General features: G+C 58.9%; 21 protein-coding genes. 11 read left to right on the top strand and 10 right to left on the bottom strand.

The annotated features are described in order from the left end of the window. The first annotated feature begins 248 nt into the window (after positions 1-248). From ilvD to VFQ24_06790, 5 genes are all read left to right on the top strand, one after another. Positions 249-1,937, top strand: coding sequence for a dihydroxy-acid dehydratase (gene ilvD, locus VFQ24_06810; GenBank protein HET9178052.1), 1,689 nt, complete (start codon positions 249-251; stop codon positions 1,935-1,937). A 184-nt stretch (positions 1,938-2,121) separates the two neighbouring features. After that, positions 2,122-2,877: a C4-type zinc ribbon domain-containing protein gene (locus tag VFQ24_06805; protein HET9178051.1), complete on the top strand. Its 756-nt coding sequence runs from the start codon at positions 2,122-2,124 to the stop codon at positions 2,875-2,877. Positions 2,878-2,955: 78 nt separating this feature from the next. Next, on the top strand, positions 2,956-3,531 hold the full coding sequence (locus tag VFQ24_06800; protein ID HET9178050.1) for a ribonuclease HI family protein: 576 nt from the start codon (positions 2,956-2,958) through the stop codon (positions 3,529-3,531). Between the two features lie 134 nt (positions 3,532-3,665). Then, positions 3,666-5,507 (top strand): aryl-sulfate sulfotransferase, encoded by a 1,842-nt coding sequence (locus VFQ24_06795; protein HET9178049.1) that lies wholly within the window; start codon positions 3,666-3,668, stop codon positions 5,505-5,507. Between the two features lie 151 nt (positions 5,508-5,658). Next, complete coding sequence (locus tag VFQ24_06790) at positions 5,659-6,837, top strand: acyl-CoA dehydrogenase (GenBank protein HET9178048.1); 1,179 nt, start codon at positions 5,659-5,661, stop codon at positions 6,835-6,837. 66 nt (positions 6,838-6,903) lie between these two features. Here the strand turns inward: VFQ24_06790 and VFQ24_06785 are convergent, their stop codons facing one another. Beyond that, entirely contained in the window at positions 6,904-9,294 is a 2,391-nt protein-coding gene (locus tag VFQ24_06785; GenBank protein ID HET9178047.1) for a tetratricopeptide repeat protein, read from the bottom strand. A 115-nt stretch (positions 9,295-9,409) separates the two neighbouring features. Between VFQ24_06785 and map the strand changes: the two genes are divergently transcribed. Further along, positions 9,410-10,156 carry a type I methionyl aminopeptidase gene (gene map / locus VFQ24_06780; protein HET9178046.1) on the top strand — a complete coding sequence of 249 codons (747 nt, stop codon included), beginning with the start codon at positions 9,410-9,412 and terminating at the stop codon, positions 10,154-10,156. Between the two features lie 129 nt (positions 10,157-10,285). Here the strand turns inward: map and VFQ24_06775 are convergent, their stop codons facing one another. After that, the gene (locus VFQ24_06775; GenBank protein HET9178045.1) at positions 10,286-10,696 is read right to left on the bottom strand and encodes a hypothetical protein; all 411 of its coding nucleotides are present in this window, start codon (positions 10,694-10,696) and stop codon (positions 10,286-10,288) included. A gap of 490 nt (positions 10,697-11,186) precedes the next feature. Between VFQ24_06775 and VFQ24_06770 the strand changes: the two genes are divergently transcribed. Further along, entirely contained in the window at positions 11,187-11,807 is a 621-nt protein-coding gene (locus tag VFQ24_06770) for an FMN-binding negative transcriptional regulator (protein ID HET9178044.1), read from the top strand. 49 nt (positions 11,808-11,856) lie between these two features. On the opposite strand, the gene VFQ24_06765 is transcribed toward VFQ24_06770, so the two are convergent. Together VFQ24_06765 and VFQ24_06760 are read right to left on the bottom strand one after the other, a co-directional pair. Then, positions 11,857-12,747, bottom strand: a complete 891-nt coding sequence (locus VFQ24_06765; protein HET9178043.1) for an NmrA family NAD(P)-binding protein — start codon at positions 12,745-12,747, stop codon at positions 11,857-11,859. Between the two features lie 165 nt (positions 12,748-12,912). After that, positions 12,913-13,401, bottom strand: coding sequence for a hypothetical protein (locus VFQ24_06760; protein ID HET9178042.1), 489 nt, complete (start codon positions 13,399-13,401; stop codon positions 12,913-12,915). Positions 13,402-13,547: 146 nt separating this feature from the next. Here VFQ24_06760 and VFQ24_06755 point away from each other — a divergent pair, with 146 nt between their 5' ends. Next, on the top strand, positions 13,548-14,180 hold the full coding sequence (locus VFQ24_06755) for a class I SAM-dependent methyltransferase (GenBank protein HET9178041.1): 633 nt from the start codon (positions 13,548-13,550) through the stop codon (positions 14,178-14,180). 63 nt (positions 14,181-14,243) lie between these two features. Here the strand turns inward: VFQ24_06755 and VFQ24_06750 are convergent, their stop codons facing one another. Together VFQ24_06750 and VFQ24_06745 are read right to left on the bottom strand one after the other, a co-directional pair. Next, the gene (locus VFQ24_06750) at positions 14,244-15,860 is read right to left on the bottom strand and encodes a peptidase S10 (GenBank protein HET9178040.1); all 1,617 of its coding nucleotides are present in this window, start codon (positions 15,858-15,860) and stop codon (positions 14,244-14,246) included. A 155-nt stretch (positions 15,861-16,015) separates the two neighbouring features. Next, the gene (locus tag VFQ24_06745; protein ID HET9178039.1) at positions 16,016-17,047 is read right to left on the bottom strand and encodes an AraC family transcriptional regulator; all 1,032 of its coding nucleotides are present in this window, start codon (positions 17,045-17,047) and stop codon (positions 16,016-16,018) included. A 157-nt stretch (positions 17,048-17,204) separates the two neighbouring features. On the opposite strand from VFQ24_06745, the gene VFQ24_06740 reads away from it, so the two are divergent. Together VFQ24_06740 and VFQ24_06735 are read left to right on the top strand one after the other, a co-directional pair. Continuing rightward, positions 17,205-17,843: a DUF4395 family protein gene (locus tag VFQ24_06740; protein ID HET9178038.1), complete on the top strand. Its 639-nt coding sequence runs from the start codon at positions 17,205-17,207 to the stop codon at positions 17,841-17,843. Between the two features lie 25 nt (positions 17,844-17,868). Continuing rightward, the gene (locus VFQ24_06735; protein ID HET9178037.1) at positions 17,869-18,147 is read left to right on the top strand and encodes a hypothetical protein; all 279 of its coding nucleotides are present in this window, start codon (positions 17,869-17,871) and stop codon (positions 18,145-18,147) included. Between the two features lie 121 nt (positions 18,148-18,268). Here the strand turns inward: VFQ24_06735 and VFQ24_06730 are convergent, their stop codons facing one another. After that, positions 18,269-18,490 carry a hypothetical protein gene (locus VFQ24_06730; protein HET9178036.1) on the bottom strand — a complete coding sequence of 74 codons (222 nt, stop codon included), beginning with the start codon at positions 18,488-18,490 and terminating at the stop codon, positions 18,269-18,271. Positions 18,491-18,963: 473 nt separating this feature from the next. Continuing rightward, a complete protein-coding gene (locus tag VFQ24_06725; protein HET9178035.1) occupies positions 18,964-21,552 on the bottom strand; it encodes an Ig domain-containing protein in 2,589 nt (862 codons plus the stop codon). Between the two features lie 320 nt (positions 21,553-21,872). Between VFQ24_06725 and lexA the strand changes: the two genes are divergently transcribed. Further along, positions 21,873-22,580 (top strand): transcriptional repressor LexA, encoded by a 708-nt coding sequence (gene lexA / locus VFQ24_06720; GenBank protein ID HET9178034.1) that lies wholly within the window; start codon positions 21,873-21,875, stop codon positions 22,578-22,580. 52 nt (positions 22,581-22,632) lie between these two features. Here lexA and VFQ24_06715 read toward each other — a convergent pair whose 3' ends face one another. Both VFQ24_06715 and VFQ24_06710 read right to left on the bottom strand, forming a co-directional pair. Continuing rightward, positions 22,633-23,817: a c-type cytochrome gene (locus VFQ24_06715; GenBank protein HET9178033.1), complete on the bottom strand. Its 1,185-nt coding sequence runs from the start codon at positions 23,815-23,817 to the stop codon at positions 22,633-22,635. Between the two features lie 161 nt (positions 23,818-23,978). Next, on the bottom strand, positions 23,979-24,804 hold an 826-nt coding region (locus VFQ24_06710), incomplete at its 5' end, for a GMC oxidoreductase (protein HET9178032.1).

The raw sequence follows: 24,804 nt of genomic DNA, 5'->3' as shown, positions 1-24,804 counted from the left end.
CCGCCTTCGACGGCCACAAGCTGTACCCGCTCCCCGCAGCGCAAATTTCCACAGCAGAGGCCGCCGCCTAATGCAAAAAAGAAAAGATTCCTGCACCTTCAAAAGAAAAAATACCCTTGAAATTCAAGAGAGAATCTACCCTTTTCTGCCCGCCGTTGAGTCCGGCCGTGAGGAACTTGCTCTTCAAAATGGAATCTGCGATGATCACAGGTTCAGCCTTGAATCAAGTCGAGTTTCTGGAGGCCTTCATGCCAGTCGATCCTCAACTCCCCAGCCGCGCGATCCTGGAAGGGCGTGACCGCGCCGGCGCGCGCTCGATGCTGAAGGCCATCGGGTTTACGGACGAAGATCTGGCCCGACCCATCGTGGGCGTCGCCAACACCTGGATTGAAACCATGCCCTGCAACTATCACCTGCGGCGGCTGGCGGCCAAGGTGAAAGAGGGTATTCGGGCGGCTGGTGGCACTCCCATGGAGTTCAACACCATCGCCATTTCCGACGGAGTCACCATGGGCACGGAAGGCATGAAGGCATCGCTTGTCAGCCGCGAAGTGATTGCTGATTCCATCGAACTGGTGGGGCGCGGGCACATGTTTGACGCCATGTTCGCGCTGGTAGGCTGTGACAAGACGATTCCCGCGGGCGCCATGGCGCTGCTGCGGCTGAACGTCCCGAGCTTACTGCTCTACGGAGGTTCCATCGCCGCAGGGCGCTTCCAGGATCGCGACGTCACCATCCAGGATGTTTATGAGGCCGTAGGAGCGAATGCAGCCGGCAAAATGTCCGACGCTGAGCTGAAGGAACTTGAAAACGCTGCGTGTCCCGCGGCGGGCGCCTGCGGCGGCCAGTTCACCGCCAACACCATGTCAACGGTGATGGAATTCATCGGCCTCTCTCCCATGGGGGCAAACGGCATTCCAGCCATGGACCCCGCCAAGGATGCGGCCGCCTTCAAGGCGGGTCAGTTGGTGATGGAGGTCTTCAAGCGCGGCGTGCGTCCGCGCGATCTTCTGACGCGCAAGGCATTTGAAAACGCCATCATCAGCGTAGCCGCAACGGGCGGGTCCACGAATTCAGTGCTGCACCTGCTGGCTATGGCGCGCGAAGCGGGCGTGGCGCTGACCATAGACGACTTTGACGCCATCAGCGCGCGAACTCCACTGATCGCTGATCTGAAGCCCGCGGGCAAGTATGTGGCCGTGGATGTTCACAAAGCTGGCGGTATTCCCGTTATTGCGAAAAAACTCATCGAGGGGAAGCCGGGCCTGCTGCACGAAGACCAGTTGACCCCGAGCGGAAAGACAATCGGCGAGGAAGCTCGCGCGGTGAAGGAAACACCCGGCCAGGACGTCATCCGGTCAGTCGAGAACGCCCGCAAGCAAACCGGTGGTCTGGTGATCCTGAAAGGCAATCTGGCGCCGGATGGCTGCGTGGTGAAGATTTCCGGGCACGAGCCGCAGCAGTTTCGCGGTCCGGCGCGCGTCTTCAATAGCGAAGAAGAAGCCATGAAGGCCGTCACCAGCAAGAGCATCAAGGCGGGAGAGGTTGTGGTGATCCGCTACGAAGGTCCGAGCGGCGGGCCCGGCATGCGCGAAATGCTTGGGGTGACCGCAGCGCTGGTGGGCGAAGGATTGGGCGAATCCGTGGCGTTGCTCACCGACGGCCGCTTCAGCGGCGCGACCCGCGGGCTGATGGTGGGGCACGTGGCCCCGGAGGCGGCACGGCGCGGCCCGATTGCCGCCCTGAAAAACGGCGACATCGTGGTGTTTGACGTCAATGCGCGGAGGCTTGCTGTTGAACTCTCCACGGAAGAAATCGCGAAACGCCTGGAAGACTGGAAAAAACCCGCGCCGCACTACACGTCGGGCGTTTTTGCCAAGTATGCCGCTCTGGTCTCCTCCGCCGCCGAAGGCGCGGTGACAGTGGCCAGGCCCTAATACACGCCGTCAGAAGTTCCAGCACATGCAGCGCCGCACTTCAGGGTGGTATGCGTCCTACGTCTTGATGGCTGCATCTTAATGTGCCAAAATGGGAGTCAATCGTGAACTTGTTAGAAATGGTGGGTCGCCTGGCCCGGACTGATGCGATGACGGAATTGCTAATCATAGCGCAGGAGAAGAAGTGTACTCCGATCTAAAAACACTGATCGATTTACAGCGAGTAGATCGGCAAGTCGCCGATCTTTCTTCCCAAATTGAGACCTTCCCCAGCAAAATTCAGGCCATAGAAAAGGAACTAAACGATTTTATCTACGCTCACGAGGAACGCCAGCAGCACCTGAGCGCGAACCAGAAAGAGCGCCGGGATATGGAAGGCGAAATCCAGATGATTCGCCAGAAGATTTCCAAGCATAAAGACCAGCTTTACCAGGTGAAGACCAATGAGCAGTACCGGGCGATGCTGAAGGAAATTGAAGGTGAAGAGGCCAACATTCGCGCTATTGAAGACCGCATCCTGGAGAAGATGATCGAATCTGAAGAGCTCCAGAAGCTGGTGAAGGAAGCAGAGGGCCGGCTGGACTCAGAGAAAGCGCGCGGGGCCCAGGAGAAAGCCCGGCTGGAGGCTGAGGCAACGGCCTGCAAACAGGAGCGGGAGGGACTGCTCCGGGAGCGGCAGGAACTCGCGGCAAAACTCGGCGGGGACATTCTGGTCCACTACGAGCGCGTCCGGAAGGGGCGGGGCGGCATGGCGCTGGCGGAAGTTCGAGATGGGAAATGCATGGGATGCAATGTGCTGCTTCGGCCGCAACTCTATTATGACGTCCGGGCGGGCGAAGGCCTTTATGAGTGCGAAAACTGCGCGCGCATCCTTTATTCCGTCGAGCGGCTCCCGACTGGGGCGGAGGCTGACGGAGCACAGGCGGCAGCGCCAAATTAACCCGCCTCCCCGGCTAGCGTTTTTTCACCACACGCTGCTGCGCCGCGCGGCGGTCTCGCGGCAAAAGAATCCGGACACATGCCAAACCCATCAAGCGACACCAAACCAATCATTGCGCACATTGATGGCGGTTCGCGGGGAAATCCGGGCCCGGCGGCATACGCCGTCGTGGTCACCTCGCAGGACGGGACCCAACTCGCCTCGTTTTCCAGATATCTGGGCCACGCCACCAACAATGTCGCGGAATACGAGGGGCTGCTGGCGGCCCTCGAATACGCATTGGAGCATAACCACCGGCGGCTTAAAATTATTACAGACTCGGAACTCCTGGCTCGCCAGATCGACGGGCAGTATAAAGTGAGGCATCCGAACCTCCGGGTGCTGCACGACCGCGCGCAAAAGCTGATCGCGCAAATTGAGGCGTTTCGCATTGAATCTGTCCGTCGCGAACACAACCGCGAAGCCGATCGCCTGGCGAACGAGGCCATGGATGCGGCTTTAAAACATAAACGACCAGCGCTGGCGCCTGCCGCAGCCCCTCAGATCCTCCGCGCAACCGCTACCTACCATCAGGGCGTGTTGGATCTCGATGGCTCTGTGCCTCTCGGCGAAGGCGAACGGGTCGATCTGAAAATCGAGCGACGCAAAGATTAGCAGCGTCCGCAAACACGCCCTCTAATAATCCCTTTACATTGTGACCCGGGCCGATTAGACTACGCCAGATTAAATGGGTCTAATGGACCGCACACCAGGTTTTCAGTGCCCCTTCAGTGCGGCCGGAGTCCGACATGAAATTGAGAAGTGGTGGTTGGTTCCTCACGCTGGTGCTGTTCCAAGCCGCTTTGGCCATTGATTGCGGCCAGAACCAGACGCTCACGATAGTCCCATTCGTGGACAAGAGCGCGATCACGGTTTCTGTTTCCCCAGGGACAGGTGTTGTATCGGCCGGCCAGACCCTCCAATTGACGGCCAGTGTCACGGGCACTGACCAAAAGGACATCGCCTGGAGTATTTTCAGTTCCACTCCCGATACGGGGACAATCGATGCAAACGGTCTCTATAAGGCTCCCGGCAGGGCGGTGATGACCTCCGTCAGGATTCAGGCAGCAAGCGTCGCAAATCCTACGAAGGTGGCCGAGGTCACGGTGTGGGTTGTCGGGCCGGTAACGGTTTCTGCCACCAACAACCCGCTGGTGGCCCAGTATTCAATGGCAGTGCCGAACGGTGGCAGCGTGAGAATCGAATTTGGGCCGGACACTTCCTACGGCCTTGACACATGGGAACAGAGTCCGCCTTCAGGGGGCGGTCAGGTCAATATCCTGGTGGCGGGGATGAGGGCCTCGAGCACATATCACATGCGGGCGGTCGTTGATCTGCCCGGCGGGTTGCAGTTTAGGGACGTCGACCATGCTTTTCAAACCGGCGTCCCGCCGGTAAACCGAATACCTGCGATCAGCGTGAATCGGCCTGGAAACCTCGCTCCGAGTGCCGGTGTGGAATTGCTGGATCTTGTCAACGTCGCCGGTATCGCGGGTAACCCCCTGGAAGCAGTAGTCACCGATCTGCAGGGGAATGTGATCTGGTACTACGACGTTGATCCCGATGGATCCACGGGCGCCTTGCCGTTCCCTATCAAACCGCTTCCCAATGGCCACTTCCTAATCAATGCCACCCCAGCCGGCCCCGGAGGCACGGGAACGGCGGGGGTCCTCCAGGAAGTTGATCTCGCCGGGAATATCATCCAATCGATGACGTCTGCTGAGCTGAACACGCGCCTGGCGGCCGCTGGCTTCAGCCTGGTCACCCAAGCCATGCATCACGATTTCCTGTTGCTTCCCAACGGACATCTCATCGTCATCGTAAACCACACGAAGGATTTTGCGGACCTCCCGGGCTATCCCGGAACTACTCCCGTGCTTGGCGATGCGTTAATTGAACTGGACCAGAACTGGCAGCCGATCTGGGTTTGGGACACTTTCGATCATCTTGACATTAACCGTCATCCACTCGCTTTCCCGGATTGGACTCACTCGAACGCGCTCATCTATTCCCCGGACGATGGTGACCTGCTGCTTTCCATGCGCGATCAGTCCTTGGTTATCAAAATCGATTACCAGGATGGCAAAGGGTCGGGCGACATTCTCTGGAGGCTCGGTAATCAAGGCGACTTCACGCTGACATCAGGAGGCGCTCCGGCCGCGTGGCAATATGGCCAGCACGACATTAGAATTGTCAGCACAAACAGCTCGGGAGTTTTCAACTTGAGCATGTTCGATAATGGTTGGATTCGCGTCATGGACGATAACGGCGATCTGTGCGGCACTATAGGCCAGCCGGCGTGTTACAGCCGCTCCGTCACTTTTCAGATTGATGAGCCCAATCGAGCCGCGAGCGTCCTTTGGGAAGACAGCAACCTGCCCTATTCGTTGGCTCTCGGAAGCCTGCGTATGCAAACCAATGGCAATGTGGAATTCGACGAAGGATTCCTCCCCGATTCCCCGTGGAAGACTGTCGTGCAGGAGGTGACGCCTGACGCGAACCCCCAGCTCGTCTGGCAGCTCAACGTAGACCATCAGCCGGGTTACCGCGTTTTTCGCCTTCCCAGCCTGTATCCCGGCGTGCAGTGGTAAGCCGTTGCGGATGTTAAACGACAGAGGCCACGAGTGGCGGTTTGTGTCGGCTCCATGAACGTGCTCTGCTCTCGGAAGGGCAATGCAAGCAGCGGCTTTGTGCGATCTTTTGGCGGTGATAAGATGATGGCTTGCGCGGAGGTTAGCGTTCATGGTCGATCCTGCATCACTTTCCACGCCTTCCATTCAGCCTCTGACCGTGTTGACGGAAGAAGAGGAGATGTTCCGTTCGGCGACGCGCGAGTTTGCGGAAAAGGAAATCGGCCCGTACGTCGAGGCGATGGACCGCGAGGGTGTCTTCCGGCCCGAGTTGATCGACAAGTTCTTCGAGCATGGCTTTATGGGCATCGGCATTCCGGAAGCATACGGCGGCAGTAGCGGAACATTCTTCATGGCCGCCCTTGCCATCGAGGAGTTCTCACGCGTGGACGCTTCCGCCGGGGTGGTGATTGACGTCCAGAACACGCTGGTTTCGAATGCCATTCTGCGCTGGGGCACGGACCCGCAGAAGCAGGAATTCCTTCCTCGCCTTGCGCGCGACACGGTGGGCGCCTATGCCCTTTCGGAAGCCAGCTCCGGCAGCGACGCATTCGCTCTTGAAACCCGCGCGATCGAAGACGCCGATCACTACGTCCTGAACGGCCGGAAGCTCTGGATCACCAATGCCAAGGAAGCCGGCCTGTTCATCGTCTTCGCCACTCTCAACCGCGAGCTTGGCTACAAAGGCATCACGGCTTTTCTGGTTGACCGCTCGACGCCTGGTTTCACGGTGGGCAGGAAGGAAGACAAGCTGGGCATTCGCGCATCATCGACATGCGAACTGCTGCTGGAAGATTGCTGCGTGCCCAAGCAGAACCTGCTGGGCCAGCCGGGCAAAGGCTACAAGGTGGCCATTGAAACCCTGAACGAAGGCCGCATCGGCATTGCCGCGCAAATGGCCGGTGTTGCGCAGGGAGCGTTTGACCACGCGCTTGCCTACGCGCAACAGCGCGTGCAGTTTGGCAGGCCCATCAGCGAATTCCAGGCCATCCAGTTCCAACTGGCGCGGCTTGCCACACGGATCGAAGCCGCCCGCCTGCTGGCCTACAACGCTGCACGCCTGCAAGACGCCGGCAAGCCCTTCCTGAAGGAAGCCGCCATGGCCAAATACTTCTGCTCCGATGTCGCAGAGCGCGTGGCCTCAGAGGCCCTCGAAATCTATGGCGGTTACGGTTTCACCAAAGACTATCCTGCGGAAAAATACCTGCGCGATTCAAAGATAGGCAAAATCTACGAAGGCACCTCTTTCATGCAACTCCAAACCATCGCCAAGTCACTGCTGGGACGATAGCAGGCTTATCTCAGGATTTTCCGAAGACTGGCATCGCTAGGATCACGGCAGAGCCAGCCGTGGCATCTATGACTTTTCCAGTTTTCTGAGAATGATACGAACGGCTTCAGCATTGGAAGCTTTAGGGGCCAGCCTCAGGTAGGTCTCGAATTCGCGGCGCGCCTCCGTGTTGTTGCCGGCCTTTTGGAGATTCACGGCCAACGCATAATGCGCCTGGGCGTCGTGGGGCGTCAGCTTCACTGCTTGTTCGCACTGCTCGACAGCGGCCGTGTAATTCTGCCGCGCGTTTAAAGCGTCAGCCAACACCAGATGGACCGGGGCGTCTGACGGATTGTCCCGCAGGTACTGCTCGTAATGCCCGATGGCCTCGTCGAGTTGTCCTGCCTGGCGAAGGGCGCTGGCAAGGGCCAGACGCGCATCACTGTAGTCCACGTTATCGCGCAGCGATTCCCTGAGCTCCTTGATGCCTTCATCCTGCTTGTTTTCACCGAGCAGCGCCGATCCCAGCGCATAGTGGGCCTGGGCGGAGTTGGGGGTGATTTTCAAGGCGTCACGGGCTTCCTCAGCCGCTACCTCAAAGTCTCCCGACTTCTGCAAAAGAGCTGCCAATTCAAGGTGCGCCTGCGGAGCGTCGGGTCTGCCTTTGATCGCCAGTCGCAACGCTTCCGCTGCTCCTTTCGGGTCACCCATTTGCAGCAAAGCCGCCCCCAGCTTGGCCGCAAGTTCCGGGTCAGAGGGCTTCATGGCAAGCGCCCGGCGGTAAACCTGGGCCGCCGACTTGTAATCCTTTTTCGCCACCAGCGCGTCGGCAAGTTCGAGTTCGTATTCCGCTGAGGTCGGATCCAGCTTCACGGCCTGTTCGATGACCGCCACCGCGCCCTGCGGGTCACCGTTGGCTTGCAGCACGCGGGCAAGCCGCATCCGCAGATCCAGATCATTCGGCAGCATGCGCAGCGCGTCGCGATAGGTGGGAACGGCTAGCTGATAATTCTTCTGGGCAGCGAGCACGTCCCCCAGAGCTTCCAGCGCCTCGGCATATTCGGGGCGCAATTGGACGGCCTTCTGCAACGCGGCCTGCTCCTCGCCGGCTTTCCCCGCGGCTTTCAAGGCCACAGCCAGCCGGTATTGGATTTCCGCGCTCTTGGGAGCCAGTTGGGCGGCAACCTGGTATTCACCCAGGGCCTCATTCAACTTCTTCGCGGACATGTATGCGTTGGCCAGATCGAGATGTGCCACAGGGTCGTTTGGCCGCAGTCTGACAGTCTGTTGATAATCCAGAATGAAGCGCGGAATGTCTCCCTGGGCATCCAGGGATTCCGCAAGGTTTTGGCGGTAACTGGCCGTTTCAGGAGAAAGCTCCTGCGCTTTCTTCAGCTCTGCTACCGCCCCGGACAAGTCTCCCGTCTTCCGCAGCACAAGCCCGAGTTTTTCATGCAGGTCGGAATCGTCCGGTTTCAGGCGCAGGGCCTCCCGGTACTGAGAGACAGCGGCCTGGTGGTTTCCCACCGAGAGGTACGTGGCGGCGAGTTCCACGTGGGCTGGCGTGTTGCTCGGGTCCTGCTGGATCACCTGCCTGAATTCTTTTTCCGCATCCGCAAAATCTCCGGAATCACGGTAGGCGAGAGCAAGATTGAAGCGGTAGACGGTCTGCTCCGGGCGCAGCGAAACCGCCTGCCGGTATTCATAAATCGCCGGAATCAGGTTGCCGGTGGCCTCGAGCGCGGCAGCAAGGCTGTAATGCGAATGGGCGTCATCGGGATCCAGGCTGATGGCCGCCTGCCACTCCTTGATGCTGTCGGCGTACTTTCTCTCGAGCGTCAGCGCATCCGCCAATCCCGCGTGGATGTCGGCATTCTTCGGGGCCAGCTTCTCCGCTTGCTGATAAGCCTCCACGGCCTGGCCGATCTTGCCGCCTTGCAGCAACGCAGACGCCATGGCGGCCTGGATTTCAGCATTTTTGGGGTCGAGGACCAGGGCCCGCTGGAATTCCTGCATGGCCTCAGCGTATTTTCCGGCGGATGCCAGGACACGCCCCACGCTGGCCATGGCAGGAGCCTCATTCGGGTGCCGCGCGAGCTCCGCCCGATATTCTTCAAGCGCCTGCGGAATCTGGCCAACGCTCTCAAACAGCGCCCCGAGTGAGCGATGAATTCCTTCCAGCTTCGGATCGAGTTCGAGCGCGCGCTGATATTCCCGGATGGCGTTGCCCACGTCCTGCTGGGCGGCCAGCGCGTTCCCCAGACCATAATGGGCCGGTGCAGAATTGGGCGCAAGACTCAAAGCCCTGCCGTAGGCTTTTTCAGCCTCCTGCCACTTCTGCTGTTTTGCGAATTGATTGCCCTGCTCCAGATAATCATTGGCATTCCCGGCGCGCGTCTGGGCGACGGCCAAGGAGCAAGCCAGGAGAGCTATGGCGAGCAAGAGCCACCCTTTTGTCAACAAAACTGGATCGCGCATGCCCCAACGCCTCTATTAATAGAATACACCCGCGCGTAAACAAAAGTGACCGCCTGGCTCGTCGCGCGGTTTGATTTTGTGTTAGGCTTAGGCCCTGCTCCTTGCGGATGCCTGAATGTCAGTCGAAAACCACGAAGATCTTGCCGGGTTGAAGGAGGTTGGGCGAATCGTTCACCTCGCACTGGTTGCGATGCGGAACAGGGTATGCCCAGGCGTCAGCACGCAGGAACTTGCCGCTGCGGGTGGCCAGGTGATGCGACGCAATGGGGCGTGTTCTGCCGCTGCCCTCGTCTACGGCTTCCCAGGCGATGCCCTGATCAGCCTCAACGACGAGGCGGTCCACGGAATCCCTTCGGCATCGAGGAAGATCCAGCCTGGTGATCTCGTCAAGCTCGACGTAACTTTCGAGAAGAATGGATATATGGCGGACGCGGCGATCACCGTGCCGGTAGAGCCGGTTTCGGAGCCGGCAAGGCGCCTGGCGCTGTGCGCGGAGAGCGCGTTTCACAAGGCGATGCAGTTTGCTCGCGCCAACTGCCACATCCATGAAATTGGCCGGGCCATTGAGCGCGAGGTCCGCGCCAACGGATTTCGCGTGATTCGGGATCTCAGCGGCCACGGTATCGGGCGCACGATCCACGAGCCGCCACGCGTGCCCAATTTTGATGATGCGACCGCCACGCAGCGCCTGCGCGCCGGGCAGGTGATAACGGTTGAGCCGATTGTAACAATGGGTTCCGGTGTGGCCGAAGACGCGGGAGACGGGTGGACGGTGAAGACGGCGGATGGATGCCTCTCCGCTCATTATGAGCACACACTCGTGATCACCGAAGCGGAGCCGATTTTGTTGACCGAGGCGTAAATCGCTCCCCGAAGCAGATGATGCCGCTCGCAAAGCGTCCCGTGCGGATTGCCGGCGGCAAAAGAGCGGGAACGTGGCGGCGACCGCGCGGTTGGGGCGCCGTCGTGGCCGCAATTCCTCCAAGGTGTGTTAGTGGCTTGCTTCCGGAGCGGGCTGACCTTGATCTGCCGGAGGTGCGGCGGGATGGCCCGCTGGCATGGATTCCATAGCGCCGCCATGGCCGCCCATTCCCTGGCCGCCCGCCGGCGTGCTGGAAACCACTTGCCATCGCTGGTCTTCCAACTTGAGTTGATAACGAACTTCGACGGCGCTCTTCTGGTCTGCCTTGGACACGAATTTTGCCAGCGCGTCGGCCGTGTCGTCCTTGAACTGGACGCTTTCAATCTGGGTGTTGAAGTTCGCCATCGACAGGTGTGGGTTGTCCTTCAGGTGTGCCTCGATGGCTCCCTTGACGGCATCGTTCGATTTCAAACCGCCCGCCATGCTGCACGCCGACAGCAGCAACGTCCCCACAATCAAAGCAATCGAAAATTTGTACAATGGTTTTTCTCCTTGGACAAATTAAGCTACAACAACTGACGGAGAATTGTCAAAGGCGGGACCCGCCCGCGAACGGCCCCGGTGCCGGGCCACTTCGATTTTCTCGCGTAGTGCGATGTGTGCGATCATTCCATTGGTGCAAAGTCACCTCCTGTGCTTAAATACACTGCACCCGGACGACCAGGAAATAGGTGGCGCATCCGGTAACCCGCAACGATGCAACGGGTAGGAAGCAGTTCACATGATTCGATTTAAAGAATTAAGGCAGATCGAACTGGCAATTAAGAACAGGGATAAAGCCGCATTTGAATGGGCGCTCGGGTACTGCAAAATGAGGCTCGAAATCGCTCAACGAAAAGACCCCCCGGCAGTGCTGGAGTAAAATCGAGCGAAGGGTTCGAGAAGCTATGACAAATCCAAAGTAGACTGCCCTCACTGCAAGGGGCGCCGTCTGTCAACGGCAACGAGGCCCTAACATCGAGGTTCAAACTTGTACATACCTGAATTTAACCGTCTCAAAGATTCTGCAACGGCCCTTGCCTTTATGCAGGCGAATCCTTTTGCGATTGTGGTTTCCGCAGCGGATGGCTCGCCTTTCGCAACGCACATCCCGGTGCTTGCCGACGACGCGGCAGACAAAATCCGCCTGCGCGGCCACGTGGCCCGGAACAATCCGCACTGGAAATTGCTTGAACAGGAGCGGGAGACGCTCGTCATCTTCCACGGCCCGCACGCCTACATCTCTCCCAGCCTGTATGGCTCGCGCGAAAGCGTCCCCACCTGGAACTATGCCGCCGTTCACGCCTATGGCCGGGCTCGCATCTTTGAGGAACCTGAACCGCTGACAGAAGTCCTGCTCGAAACATTTGCAGTCTTCGACCGGGCATACTTCGACCAGTGGCGCGGCCTGAATGAAAATTATCGAGCCAAGATGCTCAGTAACATTGTGGGTTTCGAAATTGCCGTCGAGCGCCTGGAGGCAAAATTCAAGCTGAGCCAGAACCGCCCCAAAGCCGACCAGATGCGCGTGATCCAGTCGCTTGAATCGAGTTCCGACTCCGCTATATCCGGAGTCGCCAGACTGATGAGAGACCAGGGCCTGGGCAAGTAGCGCAGGCCCTTGCGGCCTGCGCGCCTTATTTTCTTTGTGGCGCCGTCCCCTACGCAGCCTGGAAGCGCGGCAAGAATTCTTCGTTGATGAAAGCCTCAATGGAAGTTGGGGTGCTATTCCGCTGCGTGCGCGATTCGAGCGCCACCATGTACCCGCTGTTCAACGCTTCCGCCATTTCCAGCAGCGCGTCCGCCATGCTGCCCGACATTCCCATCTGCAGCAGTGCCGGCCGAAGCTGCGCCGGCGGAAGCTGCGTGTAGCTGAGACCGGGCTTCCCCAATGCCTTCCCCACGATGGAAGCAACCTCGGCATAAGTCACGTCGCGCTGGCCCAGCAGTTCCCGCGGCTGTTTTCCCGTGAAGTCCGGCTTCAGCAGCAGATCCGCCGCGGCTGCGCCAATATCGCGAGTGGCAATGAATGGCATCGCCAGGTCCGCCCTCTCAGGTCCGGCCATCACGCCAAAACTCCGGATCACGCCCACCTGCGGCAGAAGGTTCTCCATAAAATAGCCCGCACGAAGAAAAACCGCGTCCAGGCCGGCGACGCCTTTCAATTTCTCTTCCAGATGATGAAGGCCCGTGACTGGCCCGGTCTTTCCCGGCTTGTCCGCGCCAACGCTGCTCAGCACCACCACCTTCCGAACCGATGCCCCGGCAATCGCTGCCCCGAGCGCGTCTGAAATTTTCGCCTGATATGCCGGGACGTCCGGCGCGGAGATGCTGGGCGGCATCATGGCATAAACGGCGGACGCTCCTTCAAAAGCCTTTGTGAGCCCCGCCGCCTCTGTGGCGTCCGCAGTGAAGGCCTCAGCGCCCCGTTTCGTCAATCGTTCCAGGCGGCTGGCGTCCCGTCCAATTGCTCGGACCTTCTCGCCGGCTGCCAGCAGCCTCTCAGCAGCGATACCTCCAGTGTTTCCGCTCGCTCCTAGAATCGCAATCATAGTTCGGACCTCCTCCATGGTATGCCCACTTAGATGTCCAGGCATGTCCGAGGGGTTCACAAATCGAGTAGGAGTGGCGTGGGTTCCACACCCGTTCAGCAGTTAGCTGTAAGTTGCTCTCGCGGCCGGGGTCATCGAGCTTTGAGATCCGCAACGGCCCCTGCATTAGTCACAGGCGGTTGAAGCTCCGAGACAAGTGATCGACTCAAGGCGCTGAATCTTGATTGACTCTCCACCAGGAGCAGGATTGCGGAGCAGATCAACTTCGATCGCCGCCCGGTAGGCGGTCCTGCCGATTTTATTGCTCTGTGTCAGCGTTCCAGGAATCCTAAGGTGCAGGCCGCCTTCGCTTTCGCTCAGAACGGAAGCGTCGCGTTTGGCAACAAAACTGGAACTAAATATCGGCGCCCCCTTCTGATCCAGAAAGCCTTCCATGCGCTTCACAAAATCCTTCCAGCCATCTGCCGTAAAGTTATCGCGAGCGCGATTAAATCCGGCAGCGTCGCCTTGCTGAAAGTTGAGGGCTGCAATCGCTGCCGTTTGGCCAAAATCAACAGCCGCGGTTCGGTCCGACGCAGTTTGCGCCGCGTTTTGCGCCAAAACAGGAAAACTGACAAGAACTGCAATAACTGCAACGGTTAGGTTCGCACGCACCGATCACCTCACGCTTCCGTTGTTTCAGCCTTGGCCGTAATTCCCTTTCTCAATTCCTCACTGCCCGCCAGCATACGCCTGACCGCCTGCTGTGGCAATGGCCAGCCGCGCCCGCAGAGGGCGACTCGCCTTGGTATTATGGGTCCATGGCAGATCGATCGAATGGATACGAAGGTGTCGCCTTGGAGTTTTTGGCCCGCCGCGGCAGTGGCCGTTTTATCGGAATCGGCGTGGAAGAGGTGCGGAAGTGGGCCCGAACATTGCCTCGCGGGGCCGCGGTGATTGACCTGGGCTGCGGGCCCGGTTTTCCCATCACCGAGGTTCTGGTTGCCGAAGGGCTTAACGTTTTTGGCGTTGATGCAGCGCCGACTTTCGTCGAGGCATTCCGGCGCAATCTCCCCAACATCCCTGTGGTTTGCGAAGCCGTCCAGGATTCGAGATTTTTCGATCGAACTTTCGATGCTGTTCTGGCATGGGGGCTCATGTTCCTGCTTTCTCCTGAAGATCAGCGGCGCCTGATCCAACAGATTGCTGGCACACTCGTGGCCAGCGGTCGCCTGCTGTTTACGTCGCCTGCGGAGCCAACGGTCTGGAACGATGCGATGACGGGATTGGAATCACGCTCGCTTGGAGCCGAGGAGTACCGGAGGCAGCTCTCAACAGTGGGTCTCCCGGTTATCAGCGAGTACGAGGATGAAGGCCAAAACCACTATTACGACGTTCTCAAAGACGCGCATTCCGCAGTCCTGGCTCCCGGAGGGGGGACAACATCGGCATAACCGATGGCGTGTTTCTCCACGGTCGGTGGCGCCTCCATCGCAGATCTTGCAATGCGCGCTGCTTCAGGGTTTGTGCTGGTCCCCCTTGAGGATGAAGGCGACCACATTGTCGTGCAGTTCTTTCAGCGACGCCTGACGGGCGTAGACCATGTGGCCTGACTGATAGTGCTTGATTTCGATGTTCTTCTGCAAGCTCGCCGGCATGGGCAGATGACGCATTTCGTAGACGCCTTCATAATAGGGCGTGGCAAGATCGAAGTAGCCGGAATTCAGCATCACCTTGAGGTTGGGATCATACTTCATGGCCTGAGCGAGGTCCGGCAAGACGTTTGCCGACTGCTGTTCCGGCTGCTCCTCCCCCGGTGGCTGGTGCAAGAAGTTCCAGGTTTTCCATATTTCGATTTCAGGCTTGTATTTTTCATCCTCTCCAAACTTTAACTCTTTCCGCACATAATCGTTAAACGCGGCCACGTATGCGGAGCTGATGGCCGCCTCTTGTGGATCGTACTCGGCCTCTTTGCTCAGCGGATCGTAAGTAGGACCTGAAAAGCGAGTGTCGAGCCGCCCGGTGGTCAGGTCCTGGTCATCTTGAAGGGTCTTTTCAAACTCTCCACCATTGATACGCAGGTCGGCCTTCTCGATGTAGGCCACCGGCAGACCGGTGTACTGGCGCAGCTTTTCGGCGATGGCGCGCCGCTGCGCCTCAGGCAGCTCGGAACCTTTTTCAAGCGCCTCGGCGTAGTCGGTCATCGCGAAATGCTCCACCTCGGCAAGCAGCGACTGCAAATCCGCAGGAGCGTTTGGCATCTTGTGGTGATACCAGGCCGTGGCGGCATAAGTGGGCAGCGCCAGCTCGTACGGCAGATCGATGCCGGGGTTCGCCTGCGGATCGTCGGGGCTGAGATCAAAGTTGAGAATCTGCGACAGCAGGATCACGCCGTTCAGGTCGATGTCGTGACCGGTTTCCAGCAGGTTGGCCAGCACGGCTGAGCGCGTGGTGCCGTAGCTTTCGCCAAATAAATATTTCGGCGAATTCCATCGGCCATATTTCGAGAGAAACTGCACGATGAAGTCGGCAAACGCGTAGGCGTCCTGATCGACTCCGTAGAAGGCCTTCTTCGCGTTCCTGCCCTGGATGCGGCTGAAGCCGGTGCCCGGCGCATCCACAAACACCAGGTCGCTTACATCGAGCAGGCTGTAATCGTTATTCACCACGCGATAGGGCGCCGGCGGCGTGTGCGAATTGTCCGCCGTCACCACACGCCTGGGCCCGAAAGCTCCCATGTGCAGCCACACGGTTGAAGAACCCGGCCCGCCGTTGTAGAGAAAGGTTACGGGACGCGCCGTTTCCTTCTCGCCGGATTCGAAGTACGCCACGTAAAACATGCTGGCTTCCGGCGGCTGGCCCCCGCCCGGCGCAGCATCCGGGTCCGTATCGTCGTCTGCGTCGTCATCGGGCTTCTTTGGATGCACCACCAGCGTGCCGGCGTAGGCGTCGTAATTAATCGCATGTCCGCCAATCGTCACCGAGCCCTTGCTCTGCCGCTCTTCCGGTTTGAACGGTTCGGTTTTCGCCGCCTCGGGTTTGGGGGACGCCTGCTCAATTTTCTCCTGGGCGCGAACCACAGGCGCGAGAACCAACAAAATGAATGCAATCGCAGCAACCCTCAGGGTGGACATTGTCACAGTTACGTCTCCATGGATGAAATGATCGGCAGTCGTCCCCGCCGAAGCAAAAAGGTCAATCTACCATGAATTTGGATTTCTGCGTCTGCCGGGCTTCCGCGCTTTAAGATGCATGTTCCCGGCGAAAGGTGTTGTGAGATACCAGGGTTTTATGGCGCTGTCTCGACGATGGAGCCTTTCTTCCCCCAGGCTGCGGGAGGCCTGCCTACCTGGCGCTTGAAGGCCCGGTTGAAGGCATACTCGGATTCGTAACCGACGCGCTCGGCAACCTCGGCCATGCTGTGATGGCCTTCCGAGAGCAATTGTTTTGCCAGGTGGATCCGCCAGTTCGTCAGATAGCGCATCGGCGATTCCCCGATGAGGTCGGTAAACCGCCCGGCCAGGACTGAGCGCGAAACGCCTGCGTCACGCGCCAGGTCTTCGACCGTCCACGCCCGTGCCGGCTGCTCGTGCAGCAGGTTGATGGCCCGGTTGACAAAGGGGTCCTTCAGCCCGGCCAGCCAGCCTTTCTGGCCGGGAGCCATTTCCTCCATGTATCGGCGCAGGACCTCCACAAACATCAACTCCGTCAGACGACCGAGAATCAACTGGCTGCTCGAGTTTTGCGACTGCGCTTCCTTGATGAGGTAATGAAGGGTTGTATTCAGCCACATGCCGGCATGAAACGGAACCATCCGGTCTGAGATTCGATTTGCAGCGCCAGCGGATTCGAGCACCACGCTGCCTTCGCGGTTCCGAATGCACAGCAATCTCGGAAGGGTGCTGAAGAGCGGGTTGAACTTTTGATCGCAGTGCAGGTACCCGCACACGAAGCGAGCCACCTCGCCACCGCCGCCGTCGGTCACGGGAGGCATACCCGGCCGCGGGACATCCGGAACCAGGGCCTTCATCGGCGTAGGCTTCAACGCCAGGTCACTCCCCATCACATGCTCATCTCCCTGTGGAACGACCAATACGTCCCCGGTGACCATCCGCATCGGCGGCTCGCCTTTGACTTTCACCCAGCAGGCGCCCTGTGCGAGCGCGTGAAAAAGCGTGAAGCACTCGGCGCTCGGCATGATGAAGGATGCGAGAGCTTTGGAGGGTGGGGACTCTATCGCCCACGGAGTGGAAAATTCGGCCACAAAAAACACTGCTCCGGACAGGCGGACAACCCGCAAGACGTCAGAGAGCACGTCCATCGTATTCACCTGCAAGGCATTACCAAGCTGTGCTGTTATGGAGCCTGGGACAAGAATCTCAGAGCCATGGACATTGTGTCAACTGGAATCTTCGACGAAACTCGCCATTACCGGCCCCGCTGGGGCATCAGCGATGGCGGGGTGATAAGGAGATGAAATGAGATCCAAATTGGAGATCAGTGAGACGGTCCCGGGAAGCAGGGGCGTCCGTCAGTCCGATGCTGCCGGGATTTCCAGCGCATTCACGCCCACATCCTGGCGTGACACCGCCAAACGAAACTTCATTCTTCAACTGGGATTCGCCGAACCTGCGCCCGCGGTTTGCGCGCGGCAGTATTCTGCGCTGGTTTTTCAGCCCAAGGTTGTGTTGGCCACAATCGTTGCCGGAATCGTGTTCCAGTCGTCTGGAATATTCGCGGCCCTGGGCGCCTTGTTGTGGATGAGCGCGCTTGTTCCGAAAATGAATCCGATCAGCGCCATCTACAACCGGACCATCGGCAGGCAGCAGGAGGCCTTCCTCCTTGGCCCCGCACCGCCTCCGCGTCGCGCAGCGGAAGCAGAGGCCGGAACGTTCGCGCTGGCCACGGCACTTGTGATCCACGCTGAACTCAGCCTTGCGGCGCACGTTCTCGAGGCAATCTTTCTGGCAGCCTCGGTGGCAGTACTCATCGGAAGCTTTTGCACGGGATCGTTTTTGTTTCACCTGGTTCGTGGGCGATGGAGGTTCGTCCGCCAGACCCTTCCGTGGGCTAGCCATGTCCGTTGCCAGACCAAGGCTTCAAAATTCCAGGGTTAAATCCACTGTAAGGAGGTTGCATGTTATGGCAAGATTTCTGATCGAGGTTCCCCATGAACCTGAGCAAATGGCGTGTGCGCGCGCCGTGCAGATTTTTCTGCACACCGGCTCACATTTCCTGACCCACGCCGACTGGGGCTGCCTGGACGGCGAGCATAAGGCATGGATCATCGCCCAGGTGGAAGACAAAGACGAGGCGCGTTCGATTGTGCCTCCGTCTTTTCGCCACCAGGCTAAGGTCAGACGACTCAACTGCTTTAGCATGGAGGAGATCGACGAAATCCTCTATCACCACCAACCCTGATTCGGCGCGGCTCCTCCAGTTGTGTTGTTACCGTGCGTAGCGGCGGTTTATCCGGCTACTTGGAAAAGAACGCGGACGCTCGAGGGTTCGTCTGCAACTCCGAGCGTCCGCGGGACCGTGATTACCAGATCGCGGCCACAATCGACTTGAAGGTGCCGCTCACGATCGCCCATCCCGGCATGTGCGGGCCGAGAATAAACGCTGCCGCTACAATTGCAACTGCCGTGTACAGCGCGCCCAGCTTGCGGCGTTTCGTGTTCCATTCCTCTTGAACGTCGGGCTCATCATCTAACTTGCCGTAAATCACCATCTGTTGGCCCGATTTCTCCGCTCGTATCGCCATCGTCCCCTCCCCATGTCCCTATTGTCCCTGGCGATTTTCAGGGATCTCCCCGGCTTGGATTTTTCAGATTTTGGAACGTCCTCCTGCATGGACCGAACTTGCGAGCGTTATCGATGCTTCCCAACCCACGCATTGGCGTCGCAACCGTTAGCTTTGCCGCACACCTGGCACTCTGGAGGCTTCACTGAAAATACGTACACATCCCCCGGAATGCCAGGCCCCCTTCCCACGGCAGAGCAACATCAATGCCGGACGTACGTAAGTAATAATACGTGCGCCTCTACAAAACGGAATCGGGCTTGCGATGGAAAATCGTTCCGGAGACACCCGAATTTTTCTAAGGTGATTCCCTGAGGTCCTCGCATCTCAACTGCATACACCGCCCGCGCAGAACTGCCGGGGAGCGTCATGTTGTGGCTGTCTCCCGAGGCGTATGAGCCTGATGAAGGAGTGCGATTAAGATCGACCGGAAACTACTGTTGGCCAAACCCAAGCGTCGGGTTCGGATCGCTCGGACTGGTGCTCATGGTCGCAATCCGTGTCGGCGAGACGACATACAGCATCGAAGATCCATTCCCCAAGGCCACTTTTCCATTGGGGGATACAGAATAGGTGGTCGAGCTTGACTGGCCTGAAAGCAGCGTGCCTTGCACATTCTCATCAGTAGTGGCCGAAATGTTTCCAGAGCCATCAAATGCGACCTGCCCGGCGCTCAGGGTCGCGGATAGAACTCCCTGCGGAGGCGGCACTGGCGCTGTTGCAAATGCCCTCTCACCAAAGAAGCCGGCGAAATTCAGGGAGGAATTAGTGAACGGCCCCGCAGATTGCGCCTCGAAGGTTCCTGTGGTGACGCCGCTGTCTGCCCCGACAACAAAGGCCTGATTAGGGGAGACCAGGTAGCCAGCCAGAGAGGGCATTCCCTGAGGAGGGGCGAGCGTGAACCGCCCGGTGGCCGCATCAGGAGCTATGTAGGTTCCACTCCCTGTCACGGTTGCTAGTGTGCCGGCACTGTTTTCATCCAGGGAAAAGCTGGCATTGCCGTTCCCGTCAAATGTCACCGTGCCCAGCATCACTTGAGAACCGCTTGCCGTGGCGGCATCAACTGCCATCACCACGGTCGAGCTGAGAGAATCATTGGAGTACGGACCTCCGGTTTGTGCAGCGATCTCTCCCGTGACCGCTCCCGAGGTCGAAGCTGTGTCGATGCTGAGCGCCAGCAGTTTGCCCGCTGAAACAATGTAGCAGGCATAATGAGCGGGCGCGGGCGAAATGCCGTCGAGTGTTGCGGTGCATCGTCCCGTTGTCGTGTCCACGGCGTACGCGCTGGTGCTTGCGAATGCTGCGCTGACTGTGGGACTGCCGCTGTCATCGGCGTCAAACACACCGCTCGTGATGGCGCCCGAGCCGTCCGCTGTGAACTGGCCCGCAACAGCCAGGCGGCCTCCCGCCATGTCAGAGCCGTTGAACCCAAACGCATAGGCGCCAGCGACCGCTGCTTTCAGGAAAGCGGCACTGTTTTGCCATTCGATAATGCCGCTCATCAGGAAGCCGCTCGAGTCAAACTCCACGGCAGAACCGGTCTCCGCAGTACCCCCTGTAAGATTTCCCATCGCAACGGCCATGGTGTAGGTGGACCCGGCAGAATTTGTAAAGGTAATGATGCCGCGGTTGTCCGCACCCAACGAATAGGTTCCCGAACTGATGGCGAGGCCAGACTGCGGCGCCACGCTCGAGTCATTCACATCTTCTACGCCGCCCATTATCGCCCCGGCACCATCGGCCGCAAGACTCCCTGCGACTGCTACCCGCCTTCCATGTGTGTCGTAACCACTCAATAAGAAGGCATAACGCCCGCTCAGCTCAGTGTTGTGCGCTCCGGCGCCGTTAACAGTAATGCTTAGAGACCGAGTGGCCGTCTGGGACGGCACGCTCGAATCTGTGACCATCACGGTGAAGTCAGAGGTCCCAGCCACCGCGGGTGTTCCGGACACTATCCCGCTGCCGGGGTCAAGAGTCAACCCGGTTGGCAGGGTGCCGGAGCTTACGCCCCAGGTCACCGGCAGGGTTGCATACGCAGCCTCTACCGCCGCGCTGTAGGGCACATTCACCGTTCCGTCGGCCAGTGCCGTCGAAGTGATCGTCAAAGGCGGCTCGATCGTGATACTGAGCTGCTGTGTTGCCGTCTGCGTGGACGAATCAGCAACTTTCAGGGTGAAGATTGATTTCCCTGAAGCGGCTGGTTTCCCGGAAATCACGCCGGTCGTCGCATTCAGAGAGAGACCCGCAGGAAGACTTCCAGATGTAATCGACCACACAAAAGCTCCCGTTCCACCGCTGGCCTGCAAAGTCGTACCGTAAGCCACGTTCACGAACCCGTTCGGCAGCAAGGCAGTCGTAATAACAAGGCGGCTCGCAATCAGGATGCTGAGCTGCTGAATAGCCGGCATGGGCACAGGAGCGGAATCGACGAGTTGCACGGTGAAAGTTGCGGTGCCCGACCCAGTGGGGGTTCCGGAAATTACGCCGGTGCTCGCATCCAGAGCAAGGCCGGCAGGAAGGTTGCCCGCGGTTATCGACCACGAAAGAGGGCCCGTGCCCCCGCTGGCCTGCAGCCTGCTGCTGTAGGAAGTTCCTACGACCCCTGCCGGCAATGAGGTTGTAGAAACCGTTGGGGGCGGATTCACCGTCACTAGGCCTAAGGCGGAGGCGGTGGCTTTCGCAACTGAAGTGGCCTTTACCGTGACGTTCATGGCCGAAGAGACGGTGGCCGGAGCGATATAAGTTGCTGAGTCCTTGGATGTGTTGTTTAACGACCCGCATGCATTCCCGCTGCAACCACTCCCGGCGACACTCCAGGACACACCCTGATCGTTGGTATCATTGGAGACGCTGGCGGTGAATGCCACCATCTGCCCCTCGTCGATATTTTGCTGCGTTCCGGGTGATAATGCGACGGAAGGCTGGAGGGTTGTTCGGCTCGTCGAGACAGCGCCGCTCGAACCACCCCCGCAGTTCGTGAGAAGAAAAACACAGAGAGCAATGATGTGCGCGGCGTTCTTCACGATGACTTGCTACCCCTCCAGAATAGTCAAGCCGGCCGTTCGATCATGAAATTGAGCGCAGGCAGGATATCGTTGTCAGGCATGCACTGTCAACATTAATGCAACCACGCCGAGTTAAATTGATCGAACAGTAATCGTGCCGGCTGCAGCCCCGGCGCAACCAGGCGCCGGCGGAAGTGCACGACAGCCGTCCGTCTGGTGGTCCCGTTGGGAAAGGACCCAGGCTGGGCGAATTCCACTTGCAGGTTCGCTTTTTATTCGCCTATAATATCCGCATTCCAAGACCGTGTGGCTTCTACAGCCACAGCAGGAGGAACCTGATGGCACTGACGCGGCGGCAAAAACAAGTACTGGACTTTTTAATCCATTTTATCAACCGGCATGGATACTCGCCGAGTTTCGAAGAGATGGCGGCTGGGCTCCATCTCTCCTCGCTTGCGACTGTCCACAAGCATCTCCAGGTCCTGGAGAAAAAGGGATTCATCCGCAGGCGGTACAATCAGAGTCGTTCAGTGGAAGTAGTCGCGATCCCCGGTTCGGTGCCCTACGGAAAGGGAGTGACTCGTTCCGAAACTCAGCAACCGGGAATTGCTACCGCACCGCCGACCGCAACGCCTTCGGGTTCGGTTCACTTCCGCCCCTTACCGAACCTCGAATTCCCACTGCTCGGGCACATTGCCGCAGGCCAGCCTGTCGAGGCAGTTGCGCAGCCCGAGAACTTCTCGCTCGGCGATTTTGCTAGCCGCAAAGGAAAAATTTATGTTCTGCGAGTCAAAGGTGATTCCATGGTGGAGGACCATATTTGCAACGGAGACTACATCCTGGTGGAAACAGCGGACACGGCGCAGAACGGCGAGATCGTGGTAGCGCTGATCGGTGGAACGGAGGCCACGCTGAAACGCTTCTTTTTAGAAGGGGCGGACAGGATTCGGCTGCAGCCGGCGAACGCACAAATGGATCCGATCATCGTACCCGCCGGCGAGGTCAGGATTCAGGGGCGGGTGATTGGAGTCTTGCGCAAGTACTGACACGGGCCGCGGCCTTTGTCGCCGCAGCCCATGTCCCGGGCGTCGCCGGTGTCTATTGTCCCGCCGGGCTTGGCGCCCCCGGGCTTGGCGCCGCCGGGATCGAGAACTTTGAATCACTGATGGGGACGTTTTGCTGCACCTGCGCCACCTGGATGGTTGACCGGCTCCGGGGCTCGGCAACCGTCCACTGGAAGGGCACTTTCACTCCGTCGACCTCGCGGTAATCTGAGAAGTCGGTCTGCTGTGGCAGCCGGCCCAGCGCAGTCTGGGTAAAGTAGATCATCCGCAGCAGCAATCCCGATTGCTCGCTGAAGAAAAGTTGCACCGGGGGTTTGCCCGGGCGGATGCCAAGCACCACATAAGCTTGCTCATCGCCCACTTTTTGCGGAGGCCGTTCACGCAGCGATCCAAAAATCTTCTGGATGTCTAACGGAAAATAGAAGTCCCCCTCAAGGCTCGCCCGGTCAAGCTCGCTGCCTTCCAGCGGATGTGGCGGCCGGGGCATCATGGAAACCCAGCCCTCATGCCCGTTAAAAGTCGTTACACTCAGCCCGCGTGGCGAATTCATCACCAGGGCCCGCAGATCCGGCGCCTTGGCGTATATCTCAACAGGGGTGGCATGCCCGAAGGCCGTCATGGTGCCTGTAATCACGCGGCTCTTGATCTTTCCAAGCGCATCCGCGCCGCCCAGGGCCTCTACGTATTTGGCGACAATAGCCGGCGGCTGCGGGAGCGAGGCAAAGTTGGTGCGACCGGCCTGTTCCTCACTATGGGCGGGACTCATCGGCGTTTCGTCCGCTTCCGCAATTGCCGGCAAACCCGCAGGATGCTCGGAACCGTTGTGGCAGGTGTTGCAGGTCACCTCCAGGTTTCCGTGGAAGTTGTCCTTATTAATTGCGAACATCATCTGCATCATTTCTCGAGCGCGCTGCTTGGGCTTTTTGGTGTCCTCGTCGAAGTGGTGCTCAACGTGGCAAAAGTCGCAGCGCACGCCGAGTGATGCTGAGATGAATTCCATCGTTGGGATCAGTTCGTTGGCTGGAATGTCCTTCAGCACCTTAATATTCTTGTAAGCCTCTGCCGCCGTCTTGGTCACGGGAGCTTGAGCGGACTGCCCCATCGACGCCGGGCCCGATTGCGCCAGCGCCTGCGGGCCATTTACGGCACAAGTCAACAAAACAAATGCAAATGAAAACCCGATTGCGGCTGCAACCGCACCGCTGCTTCTCTCGATCATGTCTGCCCCTTTCGTTTGGACCCGCTCCGCCGCACGACTCGCGCGAAAACGGCTGAATATCGCACCCTTAGACGTTACCAGGGTGCGCGCAGTTACACCGGCCACACCCCGGAGATAGCTAGCTAACGGCGAGGCCGCCGCCAAATGGTTTGCTGGCCCTGTCAAAGATTTCCGCGCTTTAATTCCTGCATCATGTGGTCGCAGGAGCGGACGCACAACGCCATGATGGTGAGCGTTGGGTTCTGGCAGGCCGTCGATGTGAATCCCGATCCGTCCAGAACAAAGAGGTTTTTGACATCGTGGGTCTGCTCGAACTGGTTGAGCACCGACGCCCTGGGATTGTCGCCCATGCGCGCGATGCCGACCTCGTGAATCGCCCATCCCGGTCCATCGGCGCGTTCGTTGAGATGGATATTCTTTGCCCCGGTTGCCTCCAGCATCTCGGCCGCAGTCTCGGCCATGTCTTTTAGCATGGTGTATTCGTTCTCACCGTATTTCATGTGGAAATTCAGAACGGGAATCCCATAAGCATCCACGACGTTCGGGTTGATCTCCACATAGTTGTCCCAGCGCGCCAAACACTCCCCGAAGCCGCCCAGGCTGATGGATACAACAGGGTCCTGAATCGCCTTCTTGAAGGCGTCGCCAAAACCGGGAGCATCCAGGTTAAATTTTACTCCGCCGCCTCCCTGGAACCCATACCCGCGAAGGAATTTCTGCGACCGCGGCCCGTTTTGCGCATTGCGGAAGCGGATTACATAAATGCCATCTGGCCGGTCTGGAGCGTTGAGTGTTGGTTTGCCTGTAAGCTGCGCCAGTTCCCCGCTGGCGCCGCCGCCCGAGATGTGGTCCATCAGGTAATGGCCGAGTACGCTGCTGGAGTTGGCCAGGCCATTGGGGTATTGGCGGTTGGCCGAATTGAAAAGAATTCGCACCGACTCGAGCGATTGCGCGCACAGCGCCACCACCCGCCCGTGAATTTCCTTC

It is taken from the genome of Terriglobia bacterium (assembly GCA_035712365.1).
In the GTDB taxonomy this organism is placed as follows: domain Bacteria; phylum Acidobacteriota; class Terriglobia; order UBA7540; family UBA7540; genus SCRD01.
Note: the sequence above shows the minus strand (reverse complement) of the source record. Positions and strands in the feature narration are given on the sequence as shown.

Coding starts and splice junctions, on each gene's coding strand:
- VFQ24_06795 (HET9178049.1), top strand. CDS start 3,666: ATGAAATTGAGAAGTGGTGGTTGGTTCCTCACGCTGGTGCTGTTCCAA.
- VFQ24_06730 (HET9178036.1), bottom strand. CDS start 18,490: ATGGCGATACGAGCGGAGAAATCGGGCCAACAGATGGTGATTTACGGC.
- VFQ24_06735 (HET9178037.1), top strand. CDS start 17,869: ATGGCAAGATTTCTGATCGAGGTTCCCCATGAACCTGAGCAAATGGCG.
- VFQ24_06715 (HET9178033.1), bottom strand. CDS start 23,817: ATGATCGAGAGAAGCAGCGGTGCGGTTGCAGCCGCAATCGGGTTTTCA.
- lexA (HET9178034.1), top strand. CDS start 21,873: ATGGCACTGACGCGGCGGCAAAAACAAGTACTGGACTTTTTAATCCAT.
- ilvD (HET9178052.1), top strand. CDS start 249: ATGCCAGTCGATCCTCAACTCCCCAGCCGCGCGATCCTGGAAGGGCGT.
- map (HET9178046.1), top strand. CDS start 9,410: ATGTCAGTCGAAAACCACGAAGATCTTGCCGGGTTGAAGGAGGTTGGG.
- VFQ24_06765 (HET9178043.1), bottom strand. CDS start 12,747: ATGATTGCGATTCTAGGAGCGAGCGGAAACACTGGAGGTATCGCTGCT.
- VFQ24_06750 (HET9178040.1), bottom strand. CDS start 15,860: ATGTCCACCCTGAGGGTTGCTGCGATTGCATTCATTTTGTTGGTTCTC.
- VFQ24_06790 (HET9178048.1), top strand. CDS start 5,659: ATGGTCGATCCTGCATCACTTTCCACGCCTTCCATTCAGCCTCTGACC.
- VFQ24_06800 (HET9178050.1), top strand. CDS start 2,956: ATGCCAAACCCATCAAGCGACACCAAACCAATCATTGCGCACATTGAT.
- VFQ24_06755 (HET9178041.1), top strand. CDS start 13,548: ATGGCAGATCGATCGAATGGATACGAAGGTGTCGCCTTGGAGTTTTTG.
- VFQ24_06785 (HET9178047.1), bottom strand. CDS start 9,294: ATGCGCGATCCAGTTTTGTTGACAAAAGGGTGGCTCTTGCTCGCCATA.
- VFQ24_06740 (HET9178038.1), top strand. CDS start 17,205: ATGAGATCCAAATTGGAGATCAGTGAGACGGTCCCGGGAAGCAGGGGC.
- VFQ24_06745 (HET9178039.1), bottom strand. CDS start 17,047: ATGGACGTGCTCTCTGACGTCTTGCGGGTTGTCCGCCTGTCCGGAGCA.